This is a genomic window from Roseobacter sp. MH60115 (assembly GCF_015644665.1).
In the GTDB taxonomy this organism is placed as follows: Bacteria; Pseudomonadota; Alphaproteobacteria; order Rhodobacterales; family Rhodobacteraceae; genus Roseobacter.
In genome coordinates, this window is record NZ_JADOBQ010000001.1 from 24709 (window position 1) to 46820 (window position 22112).

Consider the following 22112-nt stretch of genomic DNA (forward strand, 5'->3'; position numbering starts at 1 on the left):
ATCCTCCACCAATTAATCTGACATAGGAAGAAACGTGATCGTTGACAAATGAAACTAGTTTAATTGATCATGTAACTAGTTACATCGCGCGACTCGCCTGGGGGATATGGTGCTTGCCACTGCGCTGATAAGAGAGTTTTCCAACATCAGCCATCAGGGCCGAGGCCGTCACTTTGCCGGGTTCGAACATGCGGCGTCGCCGCGCAAGCGCTTGTTGGAGCCCCGGATGGCCCTGCGGCTGAATGTGGCTGCCGGAGACCTGGTGCAGGTCGATCTCAGCGACCCGCAGGATCACGTCGCGATCATGGCGTTTACCGATGAGGGAGGGCGTTGCGAAGCGGCATTTGGGCTGCCAGCACCGGTTCCCTTGCTGCGGTCCGACTTCGACAGTGAGGAAGTGACCGGATGGCTTATCCGTCAGGGTGTGGCCCGCGACATCCGATATACCGCGACGTCCGTGACCGGTGTCCGCGAGCCGCTTGTGCTGCGTGCGCCGCTGGCCTGCACATTGTGGCTCGTCGCGCCAGCTGAGCGAACAGCGCTGGTTTCTGCCCGTGCCACAGGTGCCTTGGTCGTGATGCATCAGCGGGCGCCGGGCGCCTCCGCGCTGCCGGACCCGCTGGGCGATGTCCGCGAGGAATTCACCGTATCCCGTGCCACGGCCCGGGCCTTCGAGGTCCGACGTGGTGAGTTCGTTCAGATCATCGATGTCGAGGGCCAACAATGCTCCGATTTTCAGGCATTTCGAGCCAGCGGACTGGATCGCGGTCAGGAATTGATGATCGACAGCACCGCCACCCGCAGCATGGTGCGCCGGGCGTTCCCGGGGCCGGGGCTTTTCGACAAGTTTTTTGATCCGCAAATGGTGCCGATGATGCGGGTGGTCCAGGACACCTGCGGGCGGCACGATACCTTTGGTCTGGCCTGCACGGCGCGCGGCTATGAAGAACGCGGCTTTCCCGGCCATGTGAATTGTTCCGACAATATTTCCGGCGCGTTGGACAATTTCGGCGTTGCCAGCCGCAGGGCATGGCCGGCGATCAACTTTTTCTGGAACACGTGGATTGATGAGCATCAGCATCTGCTGACCGAGGAATCCCACTCCCGCCCCGGCGATTATGTCGCGCTGGAGGCGCTGGATGATCTGGTCTGCGTCAGCACTGCCTGTCCCGATGACATTGATCCCATTAACGGCTGGAACCCCACGGATGTGCATGTGCGCATCTACCATCCCGAAACCCGGATCACCCGCGCGGTTGCCTACCGCAGCAAAGAGGATGCCCCGATGCAGATCTCGCAACATTCCGCTTTCCACGCGCGTCTGGCGCCGCTGACGGATCAGTTTGCGCCCGCCCGTGATCTGTGGGCGCCGGTGTCCTTCCCGTCTTCCGGCACGCTGGGAGAATACTGGGCCTGTCGCGAGGCCGCGACCCTGCAGGACATGAGCGGGCTGCGCAAATACGACATCATCGGGCCGGACGCGGAGCGGTTGCTGCAAAAGGCGATGACCCGCGATATTGCGCGTCTCGCCGTCTGGCGGGCGAGCTATGCGCTGATGTGTGACGAAAGCGGGGAGGTCATTGATGACGGCACCCTGTTCCGCCTTGCCCCGGATCTTTTCCGATGGTGCTGCGGGAACGAGGAAAGCGGTCGTTGGCTGGGCAAACTGGCGGAGCGTGAGGGGCTGCAGGTCCGCATCCACGATATGCAGGGGTCCTTGCCCAATCTCGCGCTGCAGGGGCCGCGGTCGCGGGATATCCTGCGCAAGCTCGTTTTCACGCAACCGCATGTGCCGACGCTGGATCAGGTCAAATGGTTCGGGGTGACGGTCGGGCGTCTGAACGATCGCGAAGGTGTGCCCTTCCTGCTGACCCGCACCGGTTATACCGGTGAATTGGGCTACGAGATTTTCTGTGCGAAGGAAAACGCGCTGCAGGTCTGGGACAGCGTGATGGCGGCGGGCGCAGAGTTTGGCCTGAAACCGATGGGCTCTGCGGCCCTGGAAACCATTCGGATTGAAGCAGGTCTCGCGGCAGCGGGCGCGGAGTTTGCCCCGGGTGTCGATGCCTTCGAAGCAGGCCTTGGCTTTGCGGTGAACCTTAAAAAGACGGATTTTGTGGGTCGTGAGGCTTTGATACGCAACGCCGAAGCACCCCGCCGGGTCTTGCGGGGCATACTGCTGGAGGCGGATGACGTCCCCCGCCACGGCGCGCCGGTATTCTGCGGGGAGCGGCAGGTGGGCGTGGTGACCTCTGCCACCCGGTCCCCGATGTTGGAGCGGGCAATTGCCATGATCCGGCTGAGCGTCGAGCATGCGGCGGCGGAGACGAAACTGGAAATCGGTCAACTCGACGGCCGCATGAAGCGGCTGTCCGGCACGCTCTGCGATGTGCCTTTTGTCGACCCAACAAGAGAGAGGGCGCGCGTTTGAGTGTTGTCGAACTGGAGAACGTCTGGAAGGTTTTCGGATCCCGATCCGCGGAAGCCATGAAAGCCATCAAATCGGAAGGTCTGGGCAAGGCTGAGGTGCTGGAGCGGTTCGAGGCCGTGGTCGGGGTCAAAGACGCGTCCTTTTCGGTCGAGGAGGGGGAGATTTTCTGCCTCATGGGTCTGTCGGGCTCCGGCAAATCGACCCTGGTGCGCCATATCAACCGCTTGATTGAACCCACCTCCGGCACGATCCGGATCATGGGCGAAGACATCGGTGCGATGAAGACGGAACAGCTGCGCGCGACGCGGGCAGACAAGATCGGCATGGTCTTTCAGAACATGGCCCTGCTGCCGCATCGTTCGGTGCGCGACAATATCGGATTTGCCTTGGAACTGCGCGGGATCGATGGATACACCCGCGCGCAGGCTGCTGATCGTGCGCTTGAGACGGTGTCGCTGCATGGCTATGGCGACCGGCTGCCGTCGGAACTGTCGGGTGGTATGCAACAACGGGTGGGACTTGCGCGGGCCCTCGCGGCGGACCCCGAAATTCTGTTGATGGATGAACCGTTTTCGGCGCTGGACCCGCTGATCCGGCGGAACCTGCAGGACGAATTCCTGGGGCTCAGCCAGAACCTCAAGAAAACCACCGTCTTCATCACCCACGATCTGGATGAGGCCATCCGCATGGGCGACCGGATTGGCATCATGAAGGACGGAGAGATCGTACAAATCGGCACGGCGGAAGACATCGTGACAGCGCCCGCCGACGATTATGTCGCTGATTTCGTTGCGGGTATTTCGCGGCTCAAGCTGGTGTCGGCCTCCAAGATCATGCTGGACCCGGCGGAATTCACCGCCACGCGTGGGCCGCTGGACGACAAGGGGGATCATCCGACCGCGCGGCCCGATGACGATCTGGACACGCTTGTCGGTCTCAGCACGGGCACCGACCTGCCGGTGCTGATCAAAGACGACGGTTCGGTGGTCGGGATCATCACCAAGGATACGCTGCTGCGTGGATTGCAAGGGGGGGCCGAGGCATGAGCGGGGCGGAACAGCGTGAAATCGACGACCGCGATGTCTCCATCGGGACATTCGTAGAACAGAACGAGAGCTATTTCGGCCCGATTTTCGAACGCATACAGCGCGGCAAACTCCCGCGCTGGCATGTCAATATCTGGGCGGTTTTGGTGCCGTGGATTTGGGCCGCCGCGCGGGGGTCCTGGTTGCTCTTCTGGGTGTCCCTTGCCCTTGATGTGATTGCCATTGTCTGCCTGATGCAGGTTCTGAAATTCTCGCCCTTGCTGGCGGAAGCGCAAAGCAACGCTGCCGCGAATGCCACGCTGGTGGCGCGCTATTCCAACTGGATCACCACCTATAGCTGGGCTGGATGGGGCCTGCTTTTCCTGGGCCGTTTCTGGATGGGAAGCAGTGCAAACCGTTGGTATTACAGTCAATATGCCCGCTGGCGGATCAATCAGGCGGTGCCAAGCGGCGTCAGCATGAAACGTGTCGTGCTGGGCGTTCTGGTCATGGCGATCATCGTGCCGCTGACCACCTATCGCGCCACCCAGCTGCGCCTGGATGAGCGCGCCTGTTTCAACCAGATTCGCGCTGCGGAAAGCGTGGACCAGTTGCTGCCGCTCTATCAGGCAGAGGATGTCCTCGCGCTCTATGCGTCCATGTCAACCGGTGTTGAAACTCTGCAATCCAAGCTCGATGCGCTCGAAGCTCTGGACGAACTGACGGACGCACAAAAGTCGGAGCGGTCGGCCGTGCGCAAGGAACTGCGCGATCTGGGGCGCAACCGGGACCTTGTCGAGGACTACCAGAACATCTCGACACGTGACCGGTTCGATTGCCTGACCATCGATGATTTCCCGACCTTGGCGCGGCTCACGCCGCCCGAAGACATCACCTACCGCCGTGTTGCCGATGAGGAAGCAATTGCGGCAGGCGATGAAGGCGCCACAAAGGTCATCACGCAGATCAAGGAGCCCGTCGAAGGCCGCAAGGTCACGATCTTCACCTATTCTGCCGAGAGCATCGACATTTCGATCAACCGGCTGCGTGCGCAATATGCCACCGCGTTTGACGCCATGACCAACGTGCTGCGCCAGTCGCTGATCCGGGTCGAGGTTGCCTTTATGCAGACCCCCTGGCCGGTGGTTGCCTTCCTCTTCCTTGCGCTCAGCTGGGCCTTTGCGGGCACCGGGACGACCATCTTTGTCGGCGCCTCGCTGGGCTTTCTGGCCTTGTTCGAACTGTGGCAGATCGCGATGCAGACAATGGCGCTGGTGGTCGTCTCGACGGCCGTCTGTGTGCTTGTCGGCCTGCCCATCGGGATTTGGATGGCCAAGAACAAGTGGTTCCGCTGGATCACCGAGCCGATCCTCGACGTGATGCAGACCATTCCCAGCCTCAGCTATCTGGTCCCGGCGGTTGCCTTCTTTGGCATCTCGCAGCCCCCGGCGGTGCTGGCCACGGTGATCTTTGCGATGCCTCCGATGATCAAGCTGACGGCGCTGGGTATTCTGCAGGTGCCTGAAAGCACCAAGGAAGCCGCCATGGCCTTTGGCGCATCTCATCGGCAGCTGCTGCACAAGGTGGAATTGCCCATGGCGATCCCGTCGATCATGGCCGGGTTGAACCAGACCATCATGCTGGCGCTCTCCATGGCCACGATCTCGGCCTTTATCGGGGCCGAGGGGCTGGGCGCGATTGTGACCTCCGCTCTGGGCGATGCGCAGGCGGGCAAGGGCCTTCTGGCCGGGATTGCCATCGCACTTGTGGCGATGATGATCGACCGCATTCTCAAAGGGATCCGCAATTCGTTCAGTCGGATCTGATCACCTCGCAACCAAAATCAAAATGAAGGGAGACTACCATGAAGGGATTGAAACACTCCGCCGCCGCATCAGCGCTTTTGCTGGCAGCGACAGGCGCGGGCGCGCAGGAGAAGATCACCTTTTCCGACCTCAGCTGGAACGGCGCGCAGGCCATCGGGCATGTGCTGGCGGCCATCGTCGAGCAGGAAATGGGCGGTGATGCGGAAATCGTATCGGGCATGAACCAGGCGGCCGTCATCATGGCGGGCATGGATAAGGGCGACGGATCTATCGATGTCTACACGGACATGTGGATGCCGAACCAGCAGGCGCTTTGGGACGAGTACATCGACGGCAACCAGACGGTGGCGACAAACAAGCCCTACAAGGGCACGTCCAACATCTACGTACCCAGCTACATGGCGGATAAGGTCAGTTCCATCGAGGACCTGAACAACCCCGAGATTGCAGCGATGTTTGATACCGACGGCAACGGCAAGGGTGAATACTGGGCCGGGGATGTGACATGGGCGTCGACCAAACGCTGGCAGATCAAGTTCAAATCCTACGGGCTGGACGGGCTGTGGGAGCCGAACATCGTCTCTGCCGACACGTTCAAGGCGGGTCTCGAAGCGGCCTATACCGCAGGCAAGCCACAGCTTTTCTACTACTGGACGCCTGAGGCGATCCACGTGAAATACGACCTGACCGCTCTGGAAGAGCCCGACCGCTTTGACGGCTGCGAAGTGGTCGATCTGGATGCCGAAGACTGGCTGGAAGTGTCCTATTTCGAATGCGTGATCGCGGCGAACGATATTTTTGTCGCCTATTCCAAGTCGCTGGAAGAGCGGAATCCACCGGTCGCCAAGATGCTGTCCAACGTGCAGTTCACCGGTGACGAGATCAACGGCTGGATCGTTGAAATGTTCGAAAACAAGCGCGATCCGCGTGAGGTGGCCGAAGACTGGATCGCCGACAACAAGGAAACGGTGACCGGCTGGATCAACGGCTGATCTGGTACCACACCACCAAGGGCCGCGCTGTCAAACGTGCGGCCCTTTCACATGCCTGCGCGCGTTTCTGAACCCGCGCCCACATGTTCAAAAGCAAAACCTATACCGACGGCTATCGGCGCTAGGCGAATTGTCGTGTCCCTGTTCTTTTGCAGGTCTGCCCGATGTGCGCCCTTTTGCGTAGACCTGTCCTTGCACAGCCGGTTCGTAGCAACCGTGTTGGTAACGAGTGAATTGGCCTGTCGGAGCACTCTGTTTTTGCCGCTCTGAGGTCAGTTTGAGTACAAGAAACAAGCGGCCCCGAAATCCGCGGGCAGAACGATGGGCCGCATTTTCGACCGCCTTTGTGACATCCCCTCGAACAAGGCGGGGTACTCTATACCGGACCGGCTGTGCATCTTCTGCCCATTGAGTGCACGAAACAGTGCCGGATTGCGCGCGCGCATGATCCGCCCGGCAACGCCCAGCCGTTCGGCAGGCTCCATTTCGCCGATCCTATACCAAAGGATAGGCGGCTATACCGCTGCCATATCGCTTTTGGCTGCTAGTGGCGGTAGTCCGAGGACATCCCTTGCTGCTTTCACGGAGCCGACACCATGTCCATCAAACCTACCCTTTGCGCCCTGTCACTCATTTTGGGTCTGACATCTGAAGGTCTGGCAGAACAGCTGCCCGTTCCGACTGGCGATGTGTTGTTGACCCTCTCCGGGGCACTGACACATGAAACGGCGGATGGGGTTGTCACGCTGGATCGGGCGTTGCTGGAAGTCATGGAGACGGTGGAATTCACCACCTCCACGATCTGGATGGAGGGGGAGGTCACCTTCACCGGTGTGCCGCTGCGTGACGTGCTGGACTATGCCGGCGCGCAGGGGCAGGAGATCAGTGCCGTGGCTCTGAACGACTACAAGATCGAGATCCCGCTCAGCGAGATCGAGGAAGACACCCCAATCATCGCCTATCTGATGAACGGCGAGCCCATGTCGCGTCGTAACAAGGGGCCGCTCTGGATCGTCTACAACTACGACAGCGATGCCAAGTATCGCAGCGAGGTGATCTATTCACGTTCTATTTGGCAACTCGACCGTATAGTCTCGAACAACTAGCGCGCGATGCTGGGCTCCTTATCGGGATGGTACTGGAATTGTTCAGAAAGGACGCGATCTTGCGGCGCATCCTCCCGCTTGGGGTGATCCTCATCGGGATAGCACTTTTGGTCGGCCTGTTCCTGGCGATCACGCAGCGGATGAACACGCTGCGCGAGGCCCCCGGCGACAATCTGACCTGGACCCTGTCCCAGGTTGAGGTGGATGTGCTGCTGCTGACGGATGAGGCGCTGCTGGCGCAGCAGTCGGACCCGCCCGATCTCGCAACCCTGCGGCGACGGTTCGACAATGCCTATAGCCGCGCGGTCAATATCCGCGAAAGCCGCGGCTTTGCGAAGATGCGCGCGGATGACACTTTTTCCGCACAGCTGGCCACGTTGCAGGCCTGCCTGGACAAGCTCGCGCTGCTGATCGACCGCCCCGATGCGGAGCTGGGAAACAGTCTGCGAGAGGTCTGGCAGCTGTCGACCACGATCCGCGAGGACGCACATGACATCGCCTTGACCGGTATCGCGCTGCGCTCTGCGGCGTCCGATGCGGAACGGGCGGCGTTCAGTCGATTGCTGTTTGCCGCCGCCACGATCAGCATCGCGCTCATTCTCTTTCTGGGCTTCATGCTCTTTGTTTTGCTGCGCCAGTATCGCGTCCACCGCGAGATTTCAGAGGCCGCGGAGCGTGCGAATTCCCGGTTGAAGTCGAGTTTTGATGTGTCCCTGGATGCAATCATCGTGGCCGACGATCATGGGGTCATTCTGGACTACAGCGGCGCGGCGGAAACGGTGTTCGGCTTTGCGAAAGAGGAGGCGATTGGGTCCCAGATGGCTGATCTCATTGTGCCCCATCAGCACCGCGCGGCGCATCGGGCCGGGATGGACCGGTTCAACAAAACCGGAGAGGCGCGGCTGGTGGGGCAGGGCCGGATCGAGATCACGGCCTTGCGCAAATCGGGAGAGGAGTTCCCGGTGGAAATCTCCATCGGCATGGCCAAGGACCATCGCGGTACGATCTTCATTTCCTACCTGAGAGACATCACCGAACGGCTGGCCGCCGAGGAAAACCTGAAACGTGCCCGGGACGAGGCCTTGCAGGCCGAACAGGCCAAATCCAATTTCCTCGCGGTGATGAGCCACGAGATGCGCACGCCGCTCAACGGTATATTCGGGACAATCGAGCTTTTGCAAAACACCAAGCTGGGCAAGACGCAGGCGGGCTATCTCGGGATCGCCCGACACTCGGCAGATATCCTGCTCTACCATGTCAACAACGTGCTCGACGTGGCGCGCATGGACGTGGGCAAGCTGGAGCTGAGCGAGGACACTTTCGAGCTTCGGCAGTTCTTCAAGGACGTGGTGACCACGAATGAAACCACCGCCTATGCGCAAAGCAATACGCTCACGCTGGATTTGGCAGGCATGTCACGCTGTCACGTGGTTGCTGATGAACAGCGGCTGCGCCAGATTGCCTTCAACCTGGTCAGCAACGCGCTCAAGTTCACGCACCACGGCAAGGTCACCTTGAAGGCGCGGACGACACCGACGGATGATGGCCATCTGATGCTGGAATTCTCCGTCAAGGATACGGGCGTTGGCATTCCCCCGGAAGATCAGACGCGGGTCTTTGATCGCTTCTTCACGCAGGAAAAATCCTATGACCGGTTGGCCTCGGGTGCGGGTCTTGGGCTGACCATCTGCAAACAGCTTGTGGATATGATGCACGGGACGATCACCCTGAAAAGCAAGGTGGGCAAGGGCAGCACGTTCACCGTTTCGGTCCCTCTGCAGGTCGCCGAGGAGCGTGCCCCAGAGCCACATCAACCACCGACGATGCCGGATACGGAGATGTTGAAGGGGCAAGATATTCTGCTGGTCGAAGACAATGAGATCAACCGTCTGATCGTACGGCAAATGCTGAAGGCGCATGACGTGGAGGTCACCGAAGCCCATAACGGTCAGGAAGCGGTGGATCTGGCGCATCAGCGCCGGTTTGCCGCGATCCTGATGGATGTCAGCATGCCGGTGATGAATGGCCTCGACGCAACGGAGATTATCCGGGCGGCCGACACGCCCAATCGCGCGGTGCCCATCATCGGGTTGACCGCGCATGCGCTGGCCGATGAACAGGCCAAATTCATCGCTGCCGGGATGGACATCTGCCTCAACAAGCCGGTGTCGCAGGCGGAACTGCTCGGCACGCTGGCCACTGCAATTGGTACCGTGGATGTGATGGCACCGGAAAAAGCGAGGGTGCAGGTGGAGGATCTTGTGGCCTCTCACATTTTCGACGAGCTCAGAACAGTGTTCGCCAAGGAAAGGCTGCAGAGACTGGTGGCGGACTTCGAGGCGGAGATTGATGCCTTGTTGGCCGACGTGCCAACCCTTCTGGATGCGTCCGACCTGCCAACCCTGGCCGCACGTACGCATAAATCAATTGGGTCTGCGGGCATGGTGGGTGTGGTCCCGTTCCAGCGGCGCTTGCGCAAGCTGGAACAGGCGGCCAAGGCTGGGAAGCCTGCAGCCTCGCACTCTGCGGCTACGGAGGCTGTCGATGCATGGCCAGAGACCCGCACAGCCCTGAGGGATGCGGCGACATCCCCCTATCCCAAAGGATAGCCCCCTTTAGACTTTTGCGCATGAGAGTGTTCCGCTGCGCCCCTCTGCGGCGCGTCTCCGCCTGATATACCGTCCGGAACGCCGCCGTATCGTCTGTACGCAGCCTGGAGCCCGCCATGAACATTCGCCACGAATGTCCGATGTCAGATCTTTCGTTTTCGGTCACCGCACCGCTGCATTTGCACAAGGCAAATGGCTGCAAGGTGACTGCAAGCCGCTGGTCGCTGGCGGGGATATGGCTGGAGGTCGACGCGCCCGACATGGCCGGCGAAACGATGTTGTGCGTTCCTTTCCAAGGGGTTGAGGTCTCTTTCCCGGTTTCGCTGACGGCGACCGACACGCCGGGTCACTACCAGTTTGCAGAGCTTACCGTGCGGCAGCGAGAGACCCTTTCTACCTTCTATCAGGGGGTGCTTTCGGGCCAGATGGTTTCTGCGGGAGAGATGATCACCAGTCTTGATACCCCGGTGGATCTGGTGCCGATGCACGAGACCGAAGCGGAGGAGGCCGCGGGTCGCGCAGCCGGGAAACCCCGGCTCCTCCGTATCATCTGGAACATGGCATTCTACACGGCAATGGCCGCTCTCTTGACGGTCTTTCTGGGCGGCCACATCTGGCAGCGCCTGTCCCGTATCGATCTGGAGCATGCGCGGTTTACGGCGCCAATCCTGGAGTATGTCGCACCGGGCGCGGGATATGTGACGCGGCTGAACGTGGCGGTTGGTGACGATGTGGCCGCAGGTGACATTCTGGCCCGGATCGAGGACCCGGACCGGGAAAGCGATGTAGAGGATGTGCGGGCCGAAGTGCTGTTGGCGGAACGCCGCCTGAAAACCGCCGAAGACCGTCTGGCACGTCATCTGGCGCTGTACCAGACGCGCCGCGCCGCACTTTGGGCGGCGTTTTCCCAGGTGTGGGACCCGTGGCAGCGGAACGACCCGCGCGCGCTGGTTTACCCCCCTGTGGTTGAGACGGCATGGCGCGAATTATACGCATTTGACCGCGGTCGCGACACGGTTGCGGGGGGCTACTTTGACATGAAGGCCACGTTGGAGGCGGGTGTGGAGGAACGTGAGCTTGATCTGCGTCGCTGGAAGCGCGAGTTGCGGCACCGCAAGGCTGCTGCCGACAAGCTGCTGATCCGGGCACGCACCGCAGGTACCGTCTATGCTGTGCACGCCGAAAAAGGTGGCTATGTCGGGCGGAACACACCGGTTATCGACGTCGAAGACAAGAACCCGCGCCGCGCCGTTGCCTGGTTGGACGATGCCATGGCGACCCGCGTCCATGTCGGCATGGCGGCGCGGATCGCCTATGTCTACCGGGGTGAGGCCAGAGAGGTCACAGGCACCGTCACCGATGTGCAGGCCGGCACGAATATCGCGCAGCCCGACCGGTTTGGCATGATCCTGACCATTCAGGCGGATGATGTCGGGGTCATGAACAGCCGCAAATGGTTCCGCCGCAATGCCCCGGCGCAGGTGTCGCTTGACCGTGTCTCCCCCCTTGTTTTTTGGAAGGGGTGAGAGCATGCAAGCGCCCGATACGGTCTATGCCTTTGAAAAGCACCTGGATGGCTGGTTGAAAAGGCTCTCCGGACCGGTGCCAAAAGGGTTTGCCAAATGGTCTCCGAGGCAGAGCGTTCAGTTCGCCCTTTTGCTTGGCCTGCTGAGCGCCGCGATGGTGTTCTGGCCAAACAACTTCTTTCATCCCGACCTTTTGCAGGTGACCTTTGTTCTGGGTGGCCTTGGCATCTGGCGCTTTGGCTGGTGGTTCACCCATGCGGTCCGCGCCGAGATTTTTGCACGGTTCAAATGGCCGGGCATGCGCCGTCGCGCGGATGCGGTTTGGCAATCGGGATGGCGCCCGCGGCGGTTGCATATCCAGATGACAACATTCTACGAAGAACCCGCCATCACGCGCCGCGTGATCGGCTCCATCCTTGGGCAAATCCGGCGAGAGGGCATCCCGACCACCCTGTGGATTGGCACCGGCGCTTCCTATGATGAGCAGATCATCACGGAATTCGTGCGCACCCATGCCGCCGATCTGGATGCAGAACTGGTGTTCTTGCGGCAGAACCAGCCGGGCAAACGCATGGCCATCGGTATGATCCTGCGGGCGATGAATCGTGCCGGTATTCGCCCGGATGATCTGGTTATCTTCATGGACGGGGACGCGGTCTATGGCACGGATGTGCTGGAAAAGACCTGCTCGATGTTTGGCGCAGACCCCGGCCTGCAGGCGCTGACCACCAATGAGGAGGTGCTGTGTTACGGGCCGGATTGGATTCAAAGCTGGTTGTCGATGCGGTTTGCGCAACGCCGGTTGGCCATGCAAAGCCATGCATTGTCCGACAAGGTGCTGACGTTGACTGGGCGGATGAGCGTCTTTCGTGCGTATCACGTCACGGATGAGACATTCATCCGGACCATCGAAGCAGATCATCTTGATCACTGGCTGTGGGGGCGGTTCAGGTTTCTGTCCGGCGACGACAAGAGCACCTGGTATCACCTGCTAACCAAACGCGCCAAGATGACCTATGTGCCCGATGCCTGCGTCTACACAATCGAACAGATCGAAGGATCGGGCACCGAGCGTATGGTGCAGAATTTCCGCCGCTGGTCCGGCAACATGCTGCGCAACGGTACGCGCGCCATTGCATTGGGGCCGCGCGTGGTCAACCCGTTCATCTGGTGGTGCCTGGTCGACCAGCGGCTTGCCATGTGGACGATGCTGGTCAGCCCGACACTGGCGGTGCTGACGGTGTTCGTCGCACCGGCCTACCTGATGCATTGTCTGATCTGGATCGTGCTCAGCCGGACAATCCTGTGCCTGTTCCTGTTCCGCTATGCGCGCAGCGCCGATATCAGCTGGCCCTTCATTCTCTACTTCAACCAGATCATAAATGCGGGCGTAAAGGTCTATATGATCTTTCACCTCAGCAAACAGAAATGGTCGAACCGGGGCAATCAAACGGCGGGCAATGGCGGTACGTTGCGCGACAGGATGCAGAACGCAGTGGCCAAGTTCCAGCTGGTCACCACGGTCACGGCTTTCGTCACGGCGCTGGCGGTTTATGTGGGCGCGCTGGAGCTGCCTCCTCTCTTCTGAGCCACCGTCATTTCTGTGCCTGACGTGGTCCCCAAACGCGGCACAGCCCGCGTCAGCCCAGGGTCATGCCCACGCTATTTGCTGCGATCTCCCATCCGGGCACGGGGCTATCCCAAAGGATAGCGCCGCCATACAAAGTTTGGCGCACCTATACCGCTGTAGGAAAGATTGTTGTAAAACAGTTGGATAGAAGGATGTCAGTCACAAGTAAGGATTGGTATCATGTTCGACATTCCCCTGAACTTCCCCCAGGAAACCCTGCAAGCGCCGCTGCGGCTGGTAGATGAGAAACCCAGCATCAGCGTTGTTGGCCTTGGCTATGTCGGGGCGGTGTCCACCGCTTGCCTGTCCAGCCTCGGACACCGCGTGGTGGGGGTCGATATCGACCCCGGCAAGGTGGCCTGCATCGCTGCTGGCCGGTCGCCGATCCATGAACAGGATCTGGAGCGGTTGTTGGGAGAAGGCGTGGAGGATGGTCTTGTCTCTGCCACGGATGACCTGGAGCAGGCGGTTGTTGATACGGATGTCACATTTGTTTCTGTCGGCACCCCGACCGCCGCGGATGGCGGCTGTGACCACAGCTATATTGATGCGGCGGCGCGGGCCATTGGCGCCGGGCTGAAACGCAAGCAAAGCTTCCACGTGGTGGTGATGCGGTGTTCGATCCCGCCGGGGGTGACCATGGGCTTCATGGCGCCGATCATCGAAGAGGTGTCCGGCCTGACGGCAGGGGAGGATTTCGGTGTCTGTTTCAACCCGGAATTCCTGCGCGAAGGTGTCGCGGTGGAGGATTTCTACGCGCCGCCCAAGACAGTGATCGGCGCCAATGACGCGCGCAGCGCCGCAGTTCTGTCCCGCATCTACGAGGCGGTGGACGAAAACCCGATTGTCACCACCGTCGAGACGGCGGAGATGGTGAAATACATCGACAATGTCTGGCACGCGACAAAGGTCTGTTTTGCCAATGAAGTGGGACGCCTGTGCAAGCCGCTGGGCGTTGACAGCCACGATGTCATGGATGTTTTCGTGCAGGACACAAAGCTGAACCTCTCTCCCTACTATCTCAAGCCGGGCTTCGCCTATGGGGGCTCCTGCCTGCCCAAGGAGGTGCGCGCGGTCGCGCATATTGCCGAGCAGCAAGGCGTTGATCTGCCGCTGATCCAGAGCCTCGGCGCCTCCAATGAGACACATATCGACGCAGCGCTTCAGATGGTGCGCGACACGGGTGCCAAAAGGGTCGGCGTTCTCGGGCTGGCGTTCAAACCCGGTACCGATGATCTGCGCGAAAGCCCCATTCTGGAGGTGATTGCCGCGCTGAACGCCGAAGGGGTCGAGGTGGTGATCCACGACCCGGCGATCACACCGGAAACCCCCCTTGCCGGTCAGCTTGCCTATGTGCGCCACGGCAGCCCCGGTCTGCAGGCGCTGGCCAAGGACCTGCCGGGTATGATGCGCGCCGATCTTGATGAGGTCACGGGCAGTGTCGAGGCAATGATCGTCACCCATGCCAACCCAACCTACCGCGCTGCGGTAGAGACTGCAGGCGACACGCCGGTCATTGATGTCGCCCGGATCGCGTCTGCGGCGCCGACAGCGGCAAACTATCAAGGGATCGGCTGGTAACAGCCGCCCCGCATTTTGTGAACGTAACCAGTAAAGGAGGGACAAATGTCCGTATCAGTTAATCAGAACCTTAGGATCGGGACACACTTGTCCGAAACACTTGAAGGCACCGCCGACGTGGATTTCGTTGTTGGGCTTTCCGGGGATGACATCATCCAGACCACGCAGGGGGACGACATCGTCTTTGGGGACTTCATCGAAACCAACATGCTTGAGGGCACGGACGGGGCCACCAGTTTTGCCCAATACGCCGATACCGGCGCCTGGGCCGTGTCCACCAGTGATAGTGGCCACACCAGCATGACGCAGGCGGTGGAAACCCGGGCAGGTGAGGTCTATGCGATCAGCTTCGATCTGGCGGCGAACTATGGTGCGGGCTCTGTCAGCGGCGCTGTGGAAGTGTTGTGGAACGGGGCCGTCATTGACCAGTTCGATACCAACAGCGCCAGCTTTTCCGCCCATGACATCACCTTCAAGGGGATTGATGGCGTCGGCGAGCTGACATTCCGATCCATCGACAGCACGCTTGATACCGGCCCGACCATCCACACGGATGCACCTGTCTTTTACTATGAAAAACAGATGGAGATCGGGGGCAAAGCCGTCGATGTCAAAGGCTTTGCCGAGGGGCAGGCGAGCATTTATCAGGTCATCAATGGCACGCTTCAGGTGTTTGATCCGCAGACCGGCAGCTACACGCTGGCTGGGCAAAAGGCGACGGTGACCGTCAACGCCATCGGCTTCAATGTTCAGGATGACATGATCTATGGGCTTGCGGTGTCGAATGGCACGGACAGTCTGGGCAATGATGTTGCCAGTTCCGATCTGGTCATGCTGGACGCCTCGGGGGCAAGTTTCCGGATCGGCAGCACGCCCTATCGGTCATGGACCGGGGATTTCGATGCCGATGGCAATCTCTGGGCGTTCCAGTCCAGCATGGACCGGCTGACCATGATCGACGTGGATAACGTCGGGGCCGATGGTCAGGTGGTCAGCAAGACCTTCCCCTTTCCAAAATCAATGATCCAGGATCAGCTCTGGGATGTGGCCTTTGATGCCGCCAGCGCATCTTTCTACGGTGTGACGCGACCCTCGTCCGAAGGCGCGCCCGCCAAGCTGTATCAGATCGACATTTCCACCGTTGCGGATGGCGGGGTGCCGATCATCACGACCAGCGATATCACAGGGACGCTGATTGACGGCGTGTTGCAGGAAGGTGTCCCGCTGATGACCTTTGGCGCGGCCATTCATGATGCGGATGGCAACCTCTACGTGGGCGGTAACGGGGGCGATCATGATATGAACGACGCCACCGCGACGGCGGGCGGTATCTACCGCGTGGTGCGTCAAGCAGACGGCAAAAGCGTTCAGCTGGAGTTGATGGCGGGCAGTCCGAAATCCTATTCCAATGACGGCACAGCCGATCCGCGCGCCATGAGTCCCTTTGCGGACGTGGATACATCCGCATCGGTTCTGATCCGCGGGCTGAGCGTCGCGGCGACCACCGGCGGGGACACGACATATGACGATGTGATTGCCAATGGCGCTGGCGCGGACATCGCGGATGGCGGGATCGGGGCGGACCTGATCGAAGGCCAGGGCGGCAACGACACGCTCACCGGCGGGCAGGGCGATGACCAGCTTTTTGGCGGCAATGCTACCCGGGTCGGGCCGCAAATGACCTATACCTACGATGATCTCGGCAACCGCTATGACGGCTATGGCAATCTGCTGCCCGAGGAGAACGATAGTCTCTTTGGTGGCGCCGGTTCGGATATGATCCACGGCGGGTCTGGCAATGACACGCTGGATGGGGGCGTCGACAACGATGACCTCAACGGCGGATCGGGGTTCGACTGGCTGCAGGGAGGCGATGGCGATGACCAACTTGCTGGCGGTGCTCAGAACGACGTTTTGCAAGGGGGTGCGGGCAATGACCAGTTGATCGGGGGTTCCGGCGCAGATGATCTGCAGGGAGACGCCGGGGCGGATGTCCTGCGCGGTGGTGAAGGGGCCGACCGGATGGATGGCGGTTCCGGGGATGATCTGCTCAACGGCGGTGTCGGCGATGACAGTCTCGAAGGCGGGCAGGGCAATGACACGCTCGAAGGCAGCACCGGCGACGACATCCTGACCGACAGCCAGGGAGATAACGTCATGGACGGTGGCTCAGGCAACGACATGCTGACGGGGGGAACCGGTATCGACCTTCTCACCGGCGGTTCCGGCGATGACGTGTTGTCAGGCGCGGGGGCGCGGGATGTTCTGAAAGGCGGCACCGGCAACGACACGTTGAACGGGGGGGACGACAAGGACAAGCTCTATGGTGGGTCCGGCAATGACGTGATCAACGGCGGGTCTGGCAGCGACTACATCAATGCCTCGAAAGGGGATGACACCATTGACGCGGGGCAGGGACGGGACAAGATCCTGCTGGGTGCCGGGAATGATGTGGTGCTGGGCGGTGCCGATGCCGATTGGTTCGTTTTCAGAAGCGAGGATACGGACGGCGGCACAGATACGATCCTCGACTTCACCTGCGACGGTACTGAAAACGACCGGTTGGATTTCCGGATGCTGGATCTGTTGACCTCGGACCAGACCAAATCGGACTGGATCGACCAGCACGTGGTGCAGAACGCTGATTTCAGCGTGACGATCGAATTGGCGAACCTGACGGTTGATTTGTGGGATCACAACGACCTGATGGAGATGTTCCTGGTTCAGGTCTGCGACAGCCTGGAACTCTGAAACTCAACAGGAGGCAGGTCAGAACAGGCCCGCCTCCTTTGCGATCATTGCCGCATGCGTGCGGTTTTTTGCATCCAACTTACGGCACAGCGTTTTCACATGCAGTTTGATCGTGACTTCCTGCAGGTCGATTTCCCGCGCGATTTCCTTGTTGGCCAACCCGCGGGTCAGACAGGACAGAACTTGTAGTTCGCGCGGTGTCAGCAATTCCTTGAGCGGGTGTTCTACCTCTTCCTCTTCCTGGGTCATGAAATCGATGGGCGCGTATTTCTCGCCCATCGCCATGAAGCGGATGGCGTTCACCAGTGATTTGGCCGCGACCGTTTTCGGCAGAAATCCGGCGGCCCCCATTTCCAGCGCCTCTTCGGCCACGGCCTTGCTTGCAGAGCCCGAGATCAGCGCCACAGGGCGCGGGCGCACGGCATCCATGATCTTTTGCAAGCCGCTGAGACCGTTCATGCCGGGCATCTCATAGTCCAGCAGGACCAGATCAAACGGATCATGCGCCATCAGTGCCTTTTCGACCTCCGGCAGATCGTTTGACTGCACAACGACAAACCCGTCCTCCTTTTCCAGAAAGGCGGCAATCGTTTCGCGGACAAGTTCGTGATCGTCTGCCAGAAGTATTCGCACTGGGGCCTCGCGCCGATTATTTGCACCCTGCATGTCACAACACGCATTACGTGTACTGTCTTTTGTTTTGGCGAAGAGGCCAAGGGGAAAATGCGGTGGCAGCAGTCAACCGTGGATGCGCGTCGATCTCAAACAGATTCTGATGCCAGCGTTAACTCTTTGTATCCGTCGCGGCCTTTCTCATGCTGTGCAAACGTTTCGCGACAGGGCAAGACGTTCGGCAGACGCAGGCAAAGATACTGTGCGTAGGTGCCATAGAGGTCTTCGTGCTGCACGCTACATCCTGACAGCTGCGCGGTGAAGTGGCGCAGCGCATCGCGGGGTTTGACGTGGAATTTCGCCAACCACTGGCGCAGGGCCCGATCAAACCAGTTGGGCAGGTCGCTCTGGTCGCCGAAATCGACGATGTGCAGCCGCCCACCCGGTGCGAGGTGACGTAGACTTTCGTCAATGGCGGCCCGCCAGTCAGGGATCATCGACAGGCTATAGGACATGACGATGTGGTCGAACTGCCGCGCGCCAAACATCTGCTGCGGGTCGTAGTCGCAGGCGTCGCCGGGCGCGAGCGTCGCACGGTGTCCCAGTTTGGCCCGTGCCGAGATCAACATCTGTTGTGAGATATCGAACCCGTAAAGCTGCCGCCCGGGATAGCGTTTGTCGATCCGGTCCAGATTGCGGCCTGTGCCGCAGGCGACCTCCAGAATACGGGCGTCGGCGGTGGGTTCGATCTGCTCCACAAGATGATCCCGGCCCAGCAGATAATACTTGCGCGTCGCGTCGTAAAAGAGCCGTTGACGGCGATAGACATTGTCCATCAGCGCCGCATGACTTGACCGGGCATCCGTCATCGTCTCACCCCCGCAGTTTATAGACATGGAACCCGCCGTAGATCGCCGAACGGTCGTTTTCAAAGCCGATGCGCGACGCGTCCGTTTGGTATTCCCACATGCTCAGCAGGCTGTCCGCCACACGCCCTGGCAGGATGTTGTCTGCGCCACCCGTGCGGAAAATCACGCGCGCGCCCGGGGCCGCTGTGCGGGTGATCTGGTCCCACAGGGTGTTTAGCTGGGTGTCCGTCATCCAATCCTGGGCGTCGAGCAGAACATAGGCATCTTTCGACGCTGTCGGCTGGTTGGCCAGAACGTCGGTCAGTGATTTATTCAACACCTGAACGCGGGCGGCATTGTCCCTGACAATGTCAAAGTTCTCCGGTTGCAGATAGGGTGGCACGGGGCCAGTGCCCGAAGGATCGTAGCCACGATGCGCAGCCTGCCAGGCAAAGTAGTTCCGTGAAATCGGGAAGTCGCAAAAGAGCTTGCGCGTGCGGTCGAGCAGGACCGGGATCACGTCGCCCCCTGCATCAGAGGCCAGTTTGTCATATTGCGCGGGCGGTATGCCCAGTCCAAAGAGCGATGCGCGACGGCGGGCGAGAAACCGAACGAAACCGGAGGCGTAGAGCGGCGCGATCTTTTCGTCGAAGAACCGGCGTTGTTCGTCCAGAGTCGTCGCGGCGAGCAGAGGTCGAAAATCCACACCAGCGACGCGCGCCACCAGATGAACCGCACCCAGAAAACGGCCGAGCAGCCCAAAGCGGTAGAGCCCCTTCGCCAACATCCGTTTTCGCGGGCCGCGCAGCGTCCAGCCGTTCCAGTAGGCGCGGGTCTCTGCGTCCAGCGCCGGTGCCACATAGGTGTCAAAGAGCTTGATGTTGTGGGCGCGATCCGCGTGGCCGAACATGTCATAGAAGGCCGCGTGATCCGGCAACTGCCGGGCTGCAGTGAGTTTGACCTTGTTGAGCATGACATGCGCAGGCGAAAGATCGACCGCCGTAATCGACGCCGGTTGAGCCGTCAGATAGGACATCACGTTGCAGCCACCTGAGGCGATGCAGATCACGTTGTCCTCCGGTGTCAGGTGCAGCGCCTGCATGTCGACGACGGGGTCTTCCCATATCTGGGCATAGACCAAGCCGTGAAAGAGACGCGAAAACAGCCGCTCCAGCAGGCCGTCGCGCGACAGGCGCGCATTCTGGTGGACGGCGGCGCCAAGCTGGTCCGTCACGGTTTGCGTTACAGTCATGGCAGCTCCTGAATCATGTTTGCGTCTCTACGAGGTCTTTCTTACGGGCCTTGATCCTGGCCAACCGCCTGCGTCGGCGGACCGAGGAGGTCGCGGCAGCCCGGGCTTCCCAATCAAAGAGTTCCAGCGTGCCGTCGGCGCGTTCCACCACGGCGGTACAGCTTTCGACCCAGTCGCCGGTATTCACATATGTGATCTCGCCGATTTTGCGGATGTTGGCGTGATGGATGTGGCCACAGATCACACCGTCATACCCGCCTCTGCGCGCCTCTTCGGCCAGCACGGATTCGTATTCACTGATGAAACTGACCGCGTGCTTGACCTGCCGCTTGGCCCATTTCGACAGCGACCAGTAGCCCCCGCTCCAAAGGGATCTGAGGCGGTTGATCTTGGGGTTCAGCCAGAGCAGCGCCGCATAGACCCGGTCACCCCAATGCGCGAGCCACTTGGCGTTCATCACGACCGTGTCGAACTGATCGCCATGGGTGACAAAATAGCGTTTACCGTTTTGCGCGGTGAAATCCGCTGTCTCAACCACCTCGATCCCGCCGAAATGGGTGCCCAGATAGTTGCGCATGACCTCATCGTGATTGCCGGGAATGAACACAACCCGCGTCCCGTTGTGGGTCTTTTTCAGGAGCAATTGCACAACGTCATTGTGTTTCTGCGGCCAGTGCCAGCCCCGCCGCAGGGCCCAGCCGTCAAAGATATCGCCCACCAGGTAGATTTCTTCTGCGTCGTGCTTATTCAAGAAATCCAGCAGAAGATCGGCGCGGCAGCCCCGCGTGCCCAGATGGATGTCGGACAGAAATATCGTTCGGTGGAGCATGGGCAGGATCCCTTGCGCGGCATTTGGCGGTTTCATAGGAGGCAGGTGTGACAGCCAGATGAAGGCTGCTAGATTGGCTTTGCGCAGCTGATCTTCGTAATGCGCCAATGCCCGCCGAACGGGTGGGAGGCGTTACAATTCTGTTTCAAAAGCCCGCTACAGCCTGCGGCATGAGAGACCGGCTTGACCCGCTGATTGCAGAGCGCGCGCCGTGGCTGTTTGCGCCTCACCCGTTGACGCGGGCGGTGCGCTCTGTCGCGGAATACATCCTGCGTTATCGGGAAACGGTCGAACTGGCGCATCGTTTTCGCGACATGCCGATGCCGGAGATCATGGCGGCCCTGACCGACCGCATCGCGCAGAACGTGCGTATCACCGGCCTCCGCCATATTCCGCAATCAGGGCCTGCGTTGGTCGTGGCCAATCACCCTACGGGGATCGCCGACGGGATCATCCTCTATCACGCCTTTGCACGCTCCCGGCCGGATCTCTTCATCTTTGCGAACTCCGATATCCTGCGCGTTTTGCCCCAGATGCGGAACCTGATCCTGCCGGTCGAATGGCGGCTTGACCGGCGGAACTACGAGAAGACGAAAAAGACCATGCAGCTGACCGGCACCGCCTTGTCGGACGGTCGTCTGGGCATCATCTTTCCTTTGGGCCGATTGGCAAAACGACGGCAGTTGCACCTCTACGAACGCGCTTGGATGCAATCCGCCGTCATGATTGCGCAGAAGTTCGACGTGCCGATCATCCCGGTGAACATCCAGGCGCGCAATTCGGCGCTGTTCTATCTTCTGGACCTGCTGCACCCCACCCTGCGGGACATCACGCTGTTCCATGAAACGCTGAACAAGGATCGCCAGCCGTTCCGCGTTCACATCAGTGCGCCGGTTTCGGCCAGGGACTTGCCCGCAAAACGGTCTGACGCCATCGAGCTCTTGCGCCGCCGGACCGTATCACTTGGCCAGAATGCCACGGGTGGCGTTTCATTGGTCAAATGCTCAGCAAGTTATCATGCGATCCTCGAAACAAGCTGAAATCCGCGCATGTCCGGCAGGCGATACACTTTATGGTTGTTTTGGCCTCAGAAC

At 60.3% G+C, this 22112-nt stretch carries 15 protein-coding genes; 11 read left to right on the top strand and 4 right to left on the bottom strand.

Annotation, left to right across the window (positions count from 1 at the left end; all coding sequences use genetic code 11):
• Window positions 1–106: 106 nt before the first annotated feature.
• The 10 genes from ISX84_RS00115 to ISX84_RS00160 all read left to right on the top strand — a co-directional run bounded on the left by ISX84_RS00115 (window position 107) and on the right by ISX84_RS00160 (window position 17477).
• Complete coding sequence (locus ISX84_RS00115; RefSeq protein ID WP_195818291.1) at window positions 107–2431, top strand: DUF1989 domain-containing protein; 2325 nt, start codon at window positions 107–109, stop codon at window positions 2429–2431.
• Window positions 2432–2487: 56 nt separating this feature from the next.
• Window positions 2488–3477 carry a quaternary amine ABC transporter ATP-binding protein gene (locus ISX84_RS00120; RefSeq protein WP_195819321.1) on the top strand — a complete coding sequence of 330 codons (990 nt, stop codon included), beginning with the start codon at window positions 2488–2490 and terminating at the stop codon, window positions 3475–3477.
• Window positions 3474–5282 (top strand): ABC transporter permease, encoded by a 1809-nt coding sequence (locus ISX84_RS00125; protein WP_195818292.1) that lies wholly within the window; start codon window positions 3474–3476, stop codon window positions 5280–5282. Before ISX84_RS00120 ends, ISX84_RS00125 begins: the two co-directional genes overlap by 4 nt.
• Window positions 5283–5320: 38 nt before the next feature.
• A complete protein-coding gene (locus tag ISX84_RS00130; protein ID WP_195818293.1) occupies window positions 5321–6274 on the top strand; it encodes an ABC transporter substrate-binding protein in 954 nt (317 codons plus the stop codon).
• A 596-nt stretch (window positions 6275–6870) separates the two neighbouring features.
• A complete protein-coding gene (locus tag ISX84_RS00135) occupies window positions 6871–7380 on the top strand; it encodes a molybdopterin-dependent oxidoreductase (RefSeq protein ID WP_195818294.1) in 510 nt (169 codons plus the stop codon).
• Window positions 7381–7439: 59 nt separating this feature from the next.
• Window positions 7440–9989 (top strand): PAS domain-containing hybrid sensor histidine kinase/response regulator, encoded by a 2550-nt coding sequence (locus tag ISX84_RS00140; RefSeq protein ID WP_195818295.1) that lies wholly within the window; start codon window positions 7440–7442, stop codon window positions 9987–9989.
• A 116-nt stretch (window positions 9990–10105) separates the two neighbouring features.
• On the top strand, window positions 10106–11515 hold the full coding sequence (locus ISX84_RS00145) for an HlyD family secretion protein (protein ID WP_195818296.1): 1410 nt from the start codon (window positions 10106–10108) through the stop codon (window positions 11513–11515).
• Between the two features lie 4 nt (window positions 11516–11519).
• Window positions 11520–13103: a glycosyltransferase gene (locus ISX84_RS00150; protein ID WP_195818297.1), complete on the top strand. Its 1584-nt coding sequence runs from the start codon at window positions 11520–11522 to the stop codon at window positions 13101–13103.
• Between the two features lie 222 nt (window positions 13104–13325).
• Entirely contained in the window at window positions 13326–14726 is a 1401-nt protein-coding gene (locus ISX84_RS00155; RefSeq protein WP_195818298.1) for a nucleotide sugar dehydrogenase, read from the top strand.
• Between the two features lie 45 nt (window positions 14727–14771).
• Complete coding sequence (locus tag ISX84_RS00160) at window positions 14772–17477, top strand: calcium-binding protein (protein ID WP_195818299.1); 2706 nt, start codon at window positions 14772–14774, stop codon at window positions 17475–17477.
• A gap of 18 nt (window positions 17478–17495) precedes the next feature.
• Here ISX84_RS00160 and ISX84_RS00165 read toward each other — a convergent pair whose 3' ends face one another.
• From ISX84_RS00165 to ISX84_RS00180, 4 genes are all read right to left on the bottom strand, one after another.
• Window positions 17496–18110, bottom strand: a complete 615-nt coding sequence (locus ISX84_RS00165) for a response regulator (protein WP_195818300.1) — start codon at window positions 18108–18110, stop codon at window positions 17496–17498.
• A gap of 128 nt (window positions 18111–18238) precedes the next feature.
• Window positions 18239–18958 (bottom strand): class I SAM-dependent methyltransferase, encoded by a 720-nt coding sequence (locus tag ISX84_RS00170; RefSeq protein ID WP_195818301.1) that lies wholly within the window; start codon window positions 18956–18958, stop codon window positions 18239–18241.
• A gap of 4 nt (window positions 18959–18962) precedes the next feature.
• A complete protein-coding gene (locus ISX84_RS00175) occupies window positions 18963–20189 on the bottom strand; it encodes a DUF3419 family protein (protein ID WP_195818302.1) in 1227 nt (408 codons plus the stop codon).
• Between the two features lie 13 nt (window positions 20190–20202).
• Complete coding sequence (locus tag ISX84_RS00180) at window positions 20203–21018, bottom strand: UDP-2,3-diacylglucosamine diphosphatase (protein WP_195818303.1); 816 nt, start codon at window positions 21016–21018, stop codon at window positions 20203–20205.
• Between the two features lie 170 nt (window positions 21019–21188).
• Here ISX84_RS00180 and ISX84_RS00185 point away from each other — a divergent pair, with 170 nt between their 5' ends.
• Window positions 21189–22058, top strand: coding sequence for a 1-acyl-sn-glycerol-3-phosphate acyltransferase (locus tag ISX84_RS00185; protein ID WP_195818304.1), 870 nt, complete (start codon window positions 21189–21191; stop codon window positions 22056–22058).
• Window positions 22059–22112 lie beyond the last annotated feature (54 nt).

Excerpts from the sequence above, each read along its gene's own strand:
- ISX84_RS00120 (WP_195819321.1), top strand. The coding sequence starts at position 2,488 with ATGAAAGCCATCAAATCGGAAGGTCTGGGCAAGGCTGAGGTGCTGGAG.
- ISX84_RS00160 (WP_195818299.1), top strand. The coding sequence starts at position 14,772 with ATGTCCGTATCAGTTAATCAGAACCTTAGGATCGGGACACACTTGTCC.
- ISX84_RS00135 (WP_195818294.1), top strand. The coding sequence starts at position 6,871 with ATGTCCATCAAACCTACCCTTTGCGCCCTGTCACTCATTTTGGGTCTG.
- ISX84_RS00175 (WP_195818302.1), bottom strand. The coding sequence starts at position 20,189 with ATGACTGTAACGCAAACCGTGACGGACCAGCTTGGCGCCGCCGTCCAC.
- ISX84_RS00180 (WP_195818303.1), bottom strand. The coding sequence starts at position 21,018 with ATGCTCCACCGAACGATATTTCTGTCCGACATCCATCTGGGCACGCGG.
- ISX84_RS00130 (WP_195818293.1), top strand. The coding sequence starts at position 5,321 with ATGAAGGGATTGAAACACTCCGCCGCCGCATCAGCGCTTTTGCTGGCA.
- ISX84_RS00125 (WP_195818292.1), top strand. The coding sequence starts at position 3,474 with ATGAGCGGGGCGGAACAGCGTGAAATCGACGACCGCGATGTCTCCATC.
- ISX84_RS00145 (WP_195818296.1), top strand. The coding sequence starts at position 10,106 with ATGAACATTCGCCACGAATGTCCGATGTCAGATCTTTCGTTTTCGGTC.
- ISX84_RS00150 (WP_195818297.1), top strand. The coding sequence starts at position 11,520 with ATGCAAGCGCCCGATACGGTCTATGCCTTTGAAAAGCACCTGGATGGC.
- ISX84_RS00170 (WP_195818301.1), bottom strand. The coding sequence starts at position 18,958 with ATGACGGATGCCCGGTCAAGTCATGCGGCGCTGATGGACAATGTCTAT.
- ISX84_RS00115 (WP_195818291.1), top strand. The coding sequence starts at position 107 with ATGGTGCTTGCCACTGCGCTGATAAGAGAGTTTTCCAACATCAGCCAT.
- ISX84_RS00155 (WP_195818298.1), top strand. The coding sequence starts at position 13,326 with ATGTTCGACATTCCCCTGAACTTCCCCCAGGAAACCCTGCAAGCGCCG.
- ISX84_RS00185 (WP_195818304.1), top strand. The coding sequence starts at position 21,189 with ATGAGAGACCGGCTTGACCCGCTGATTGCAGAGCGCGCGCCGTGGCTG.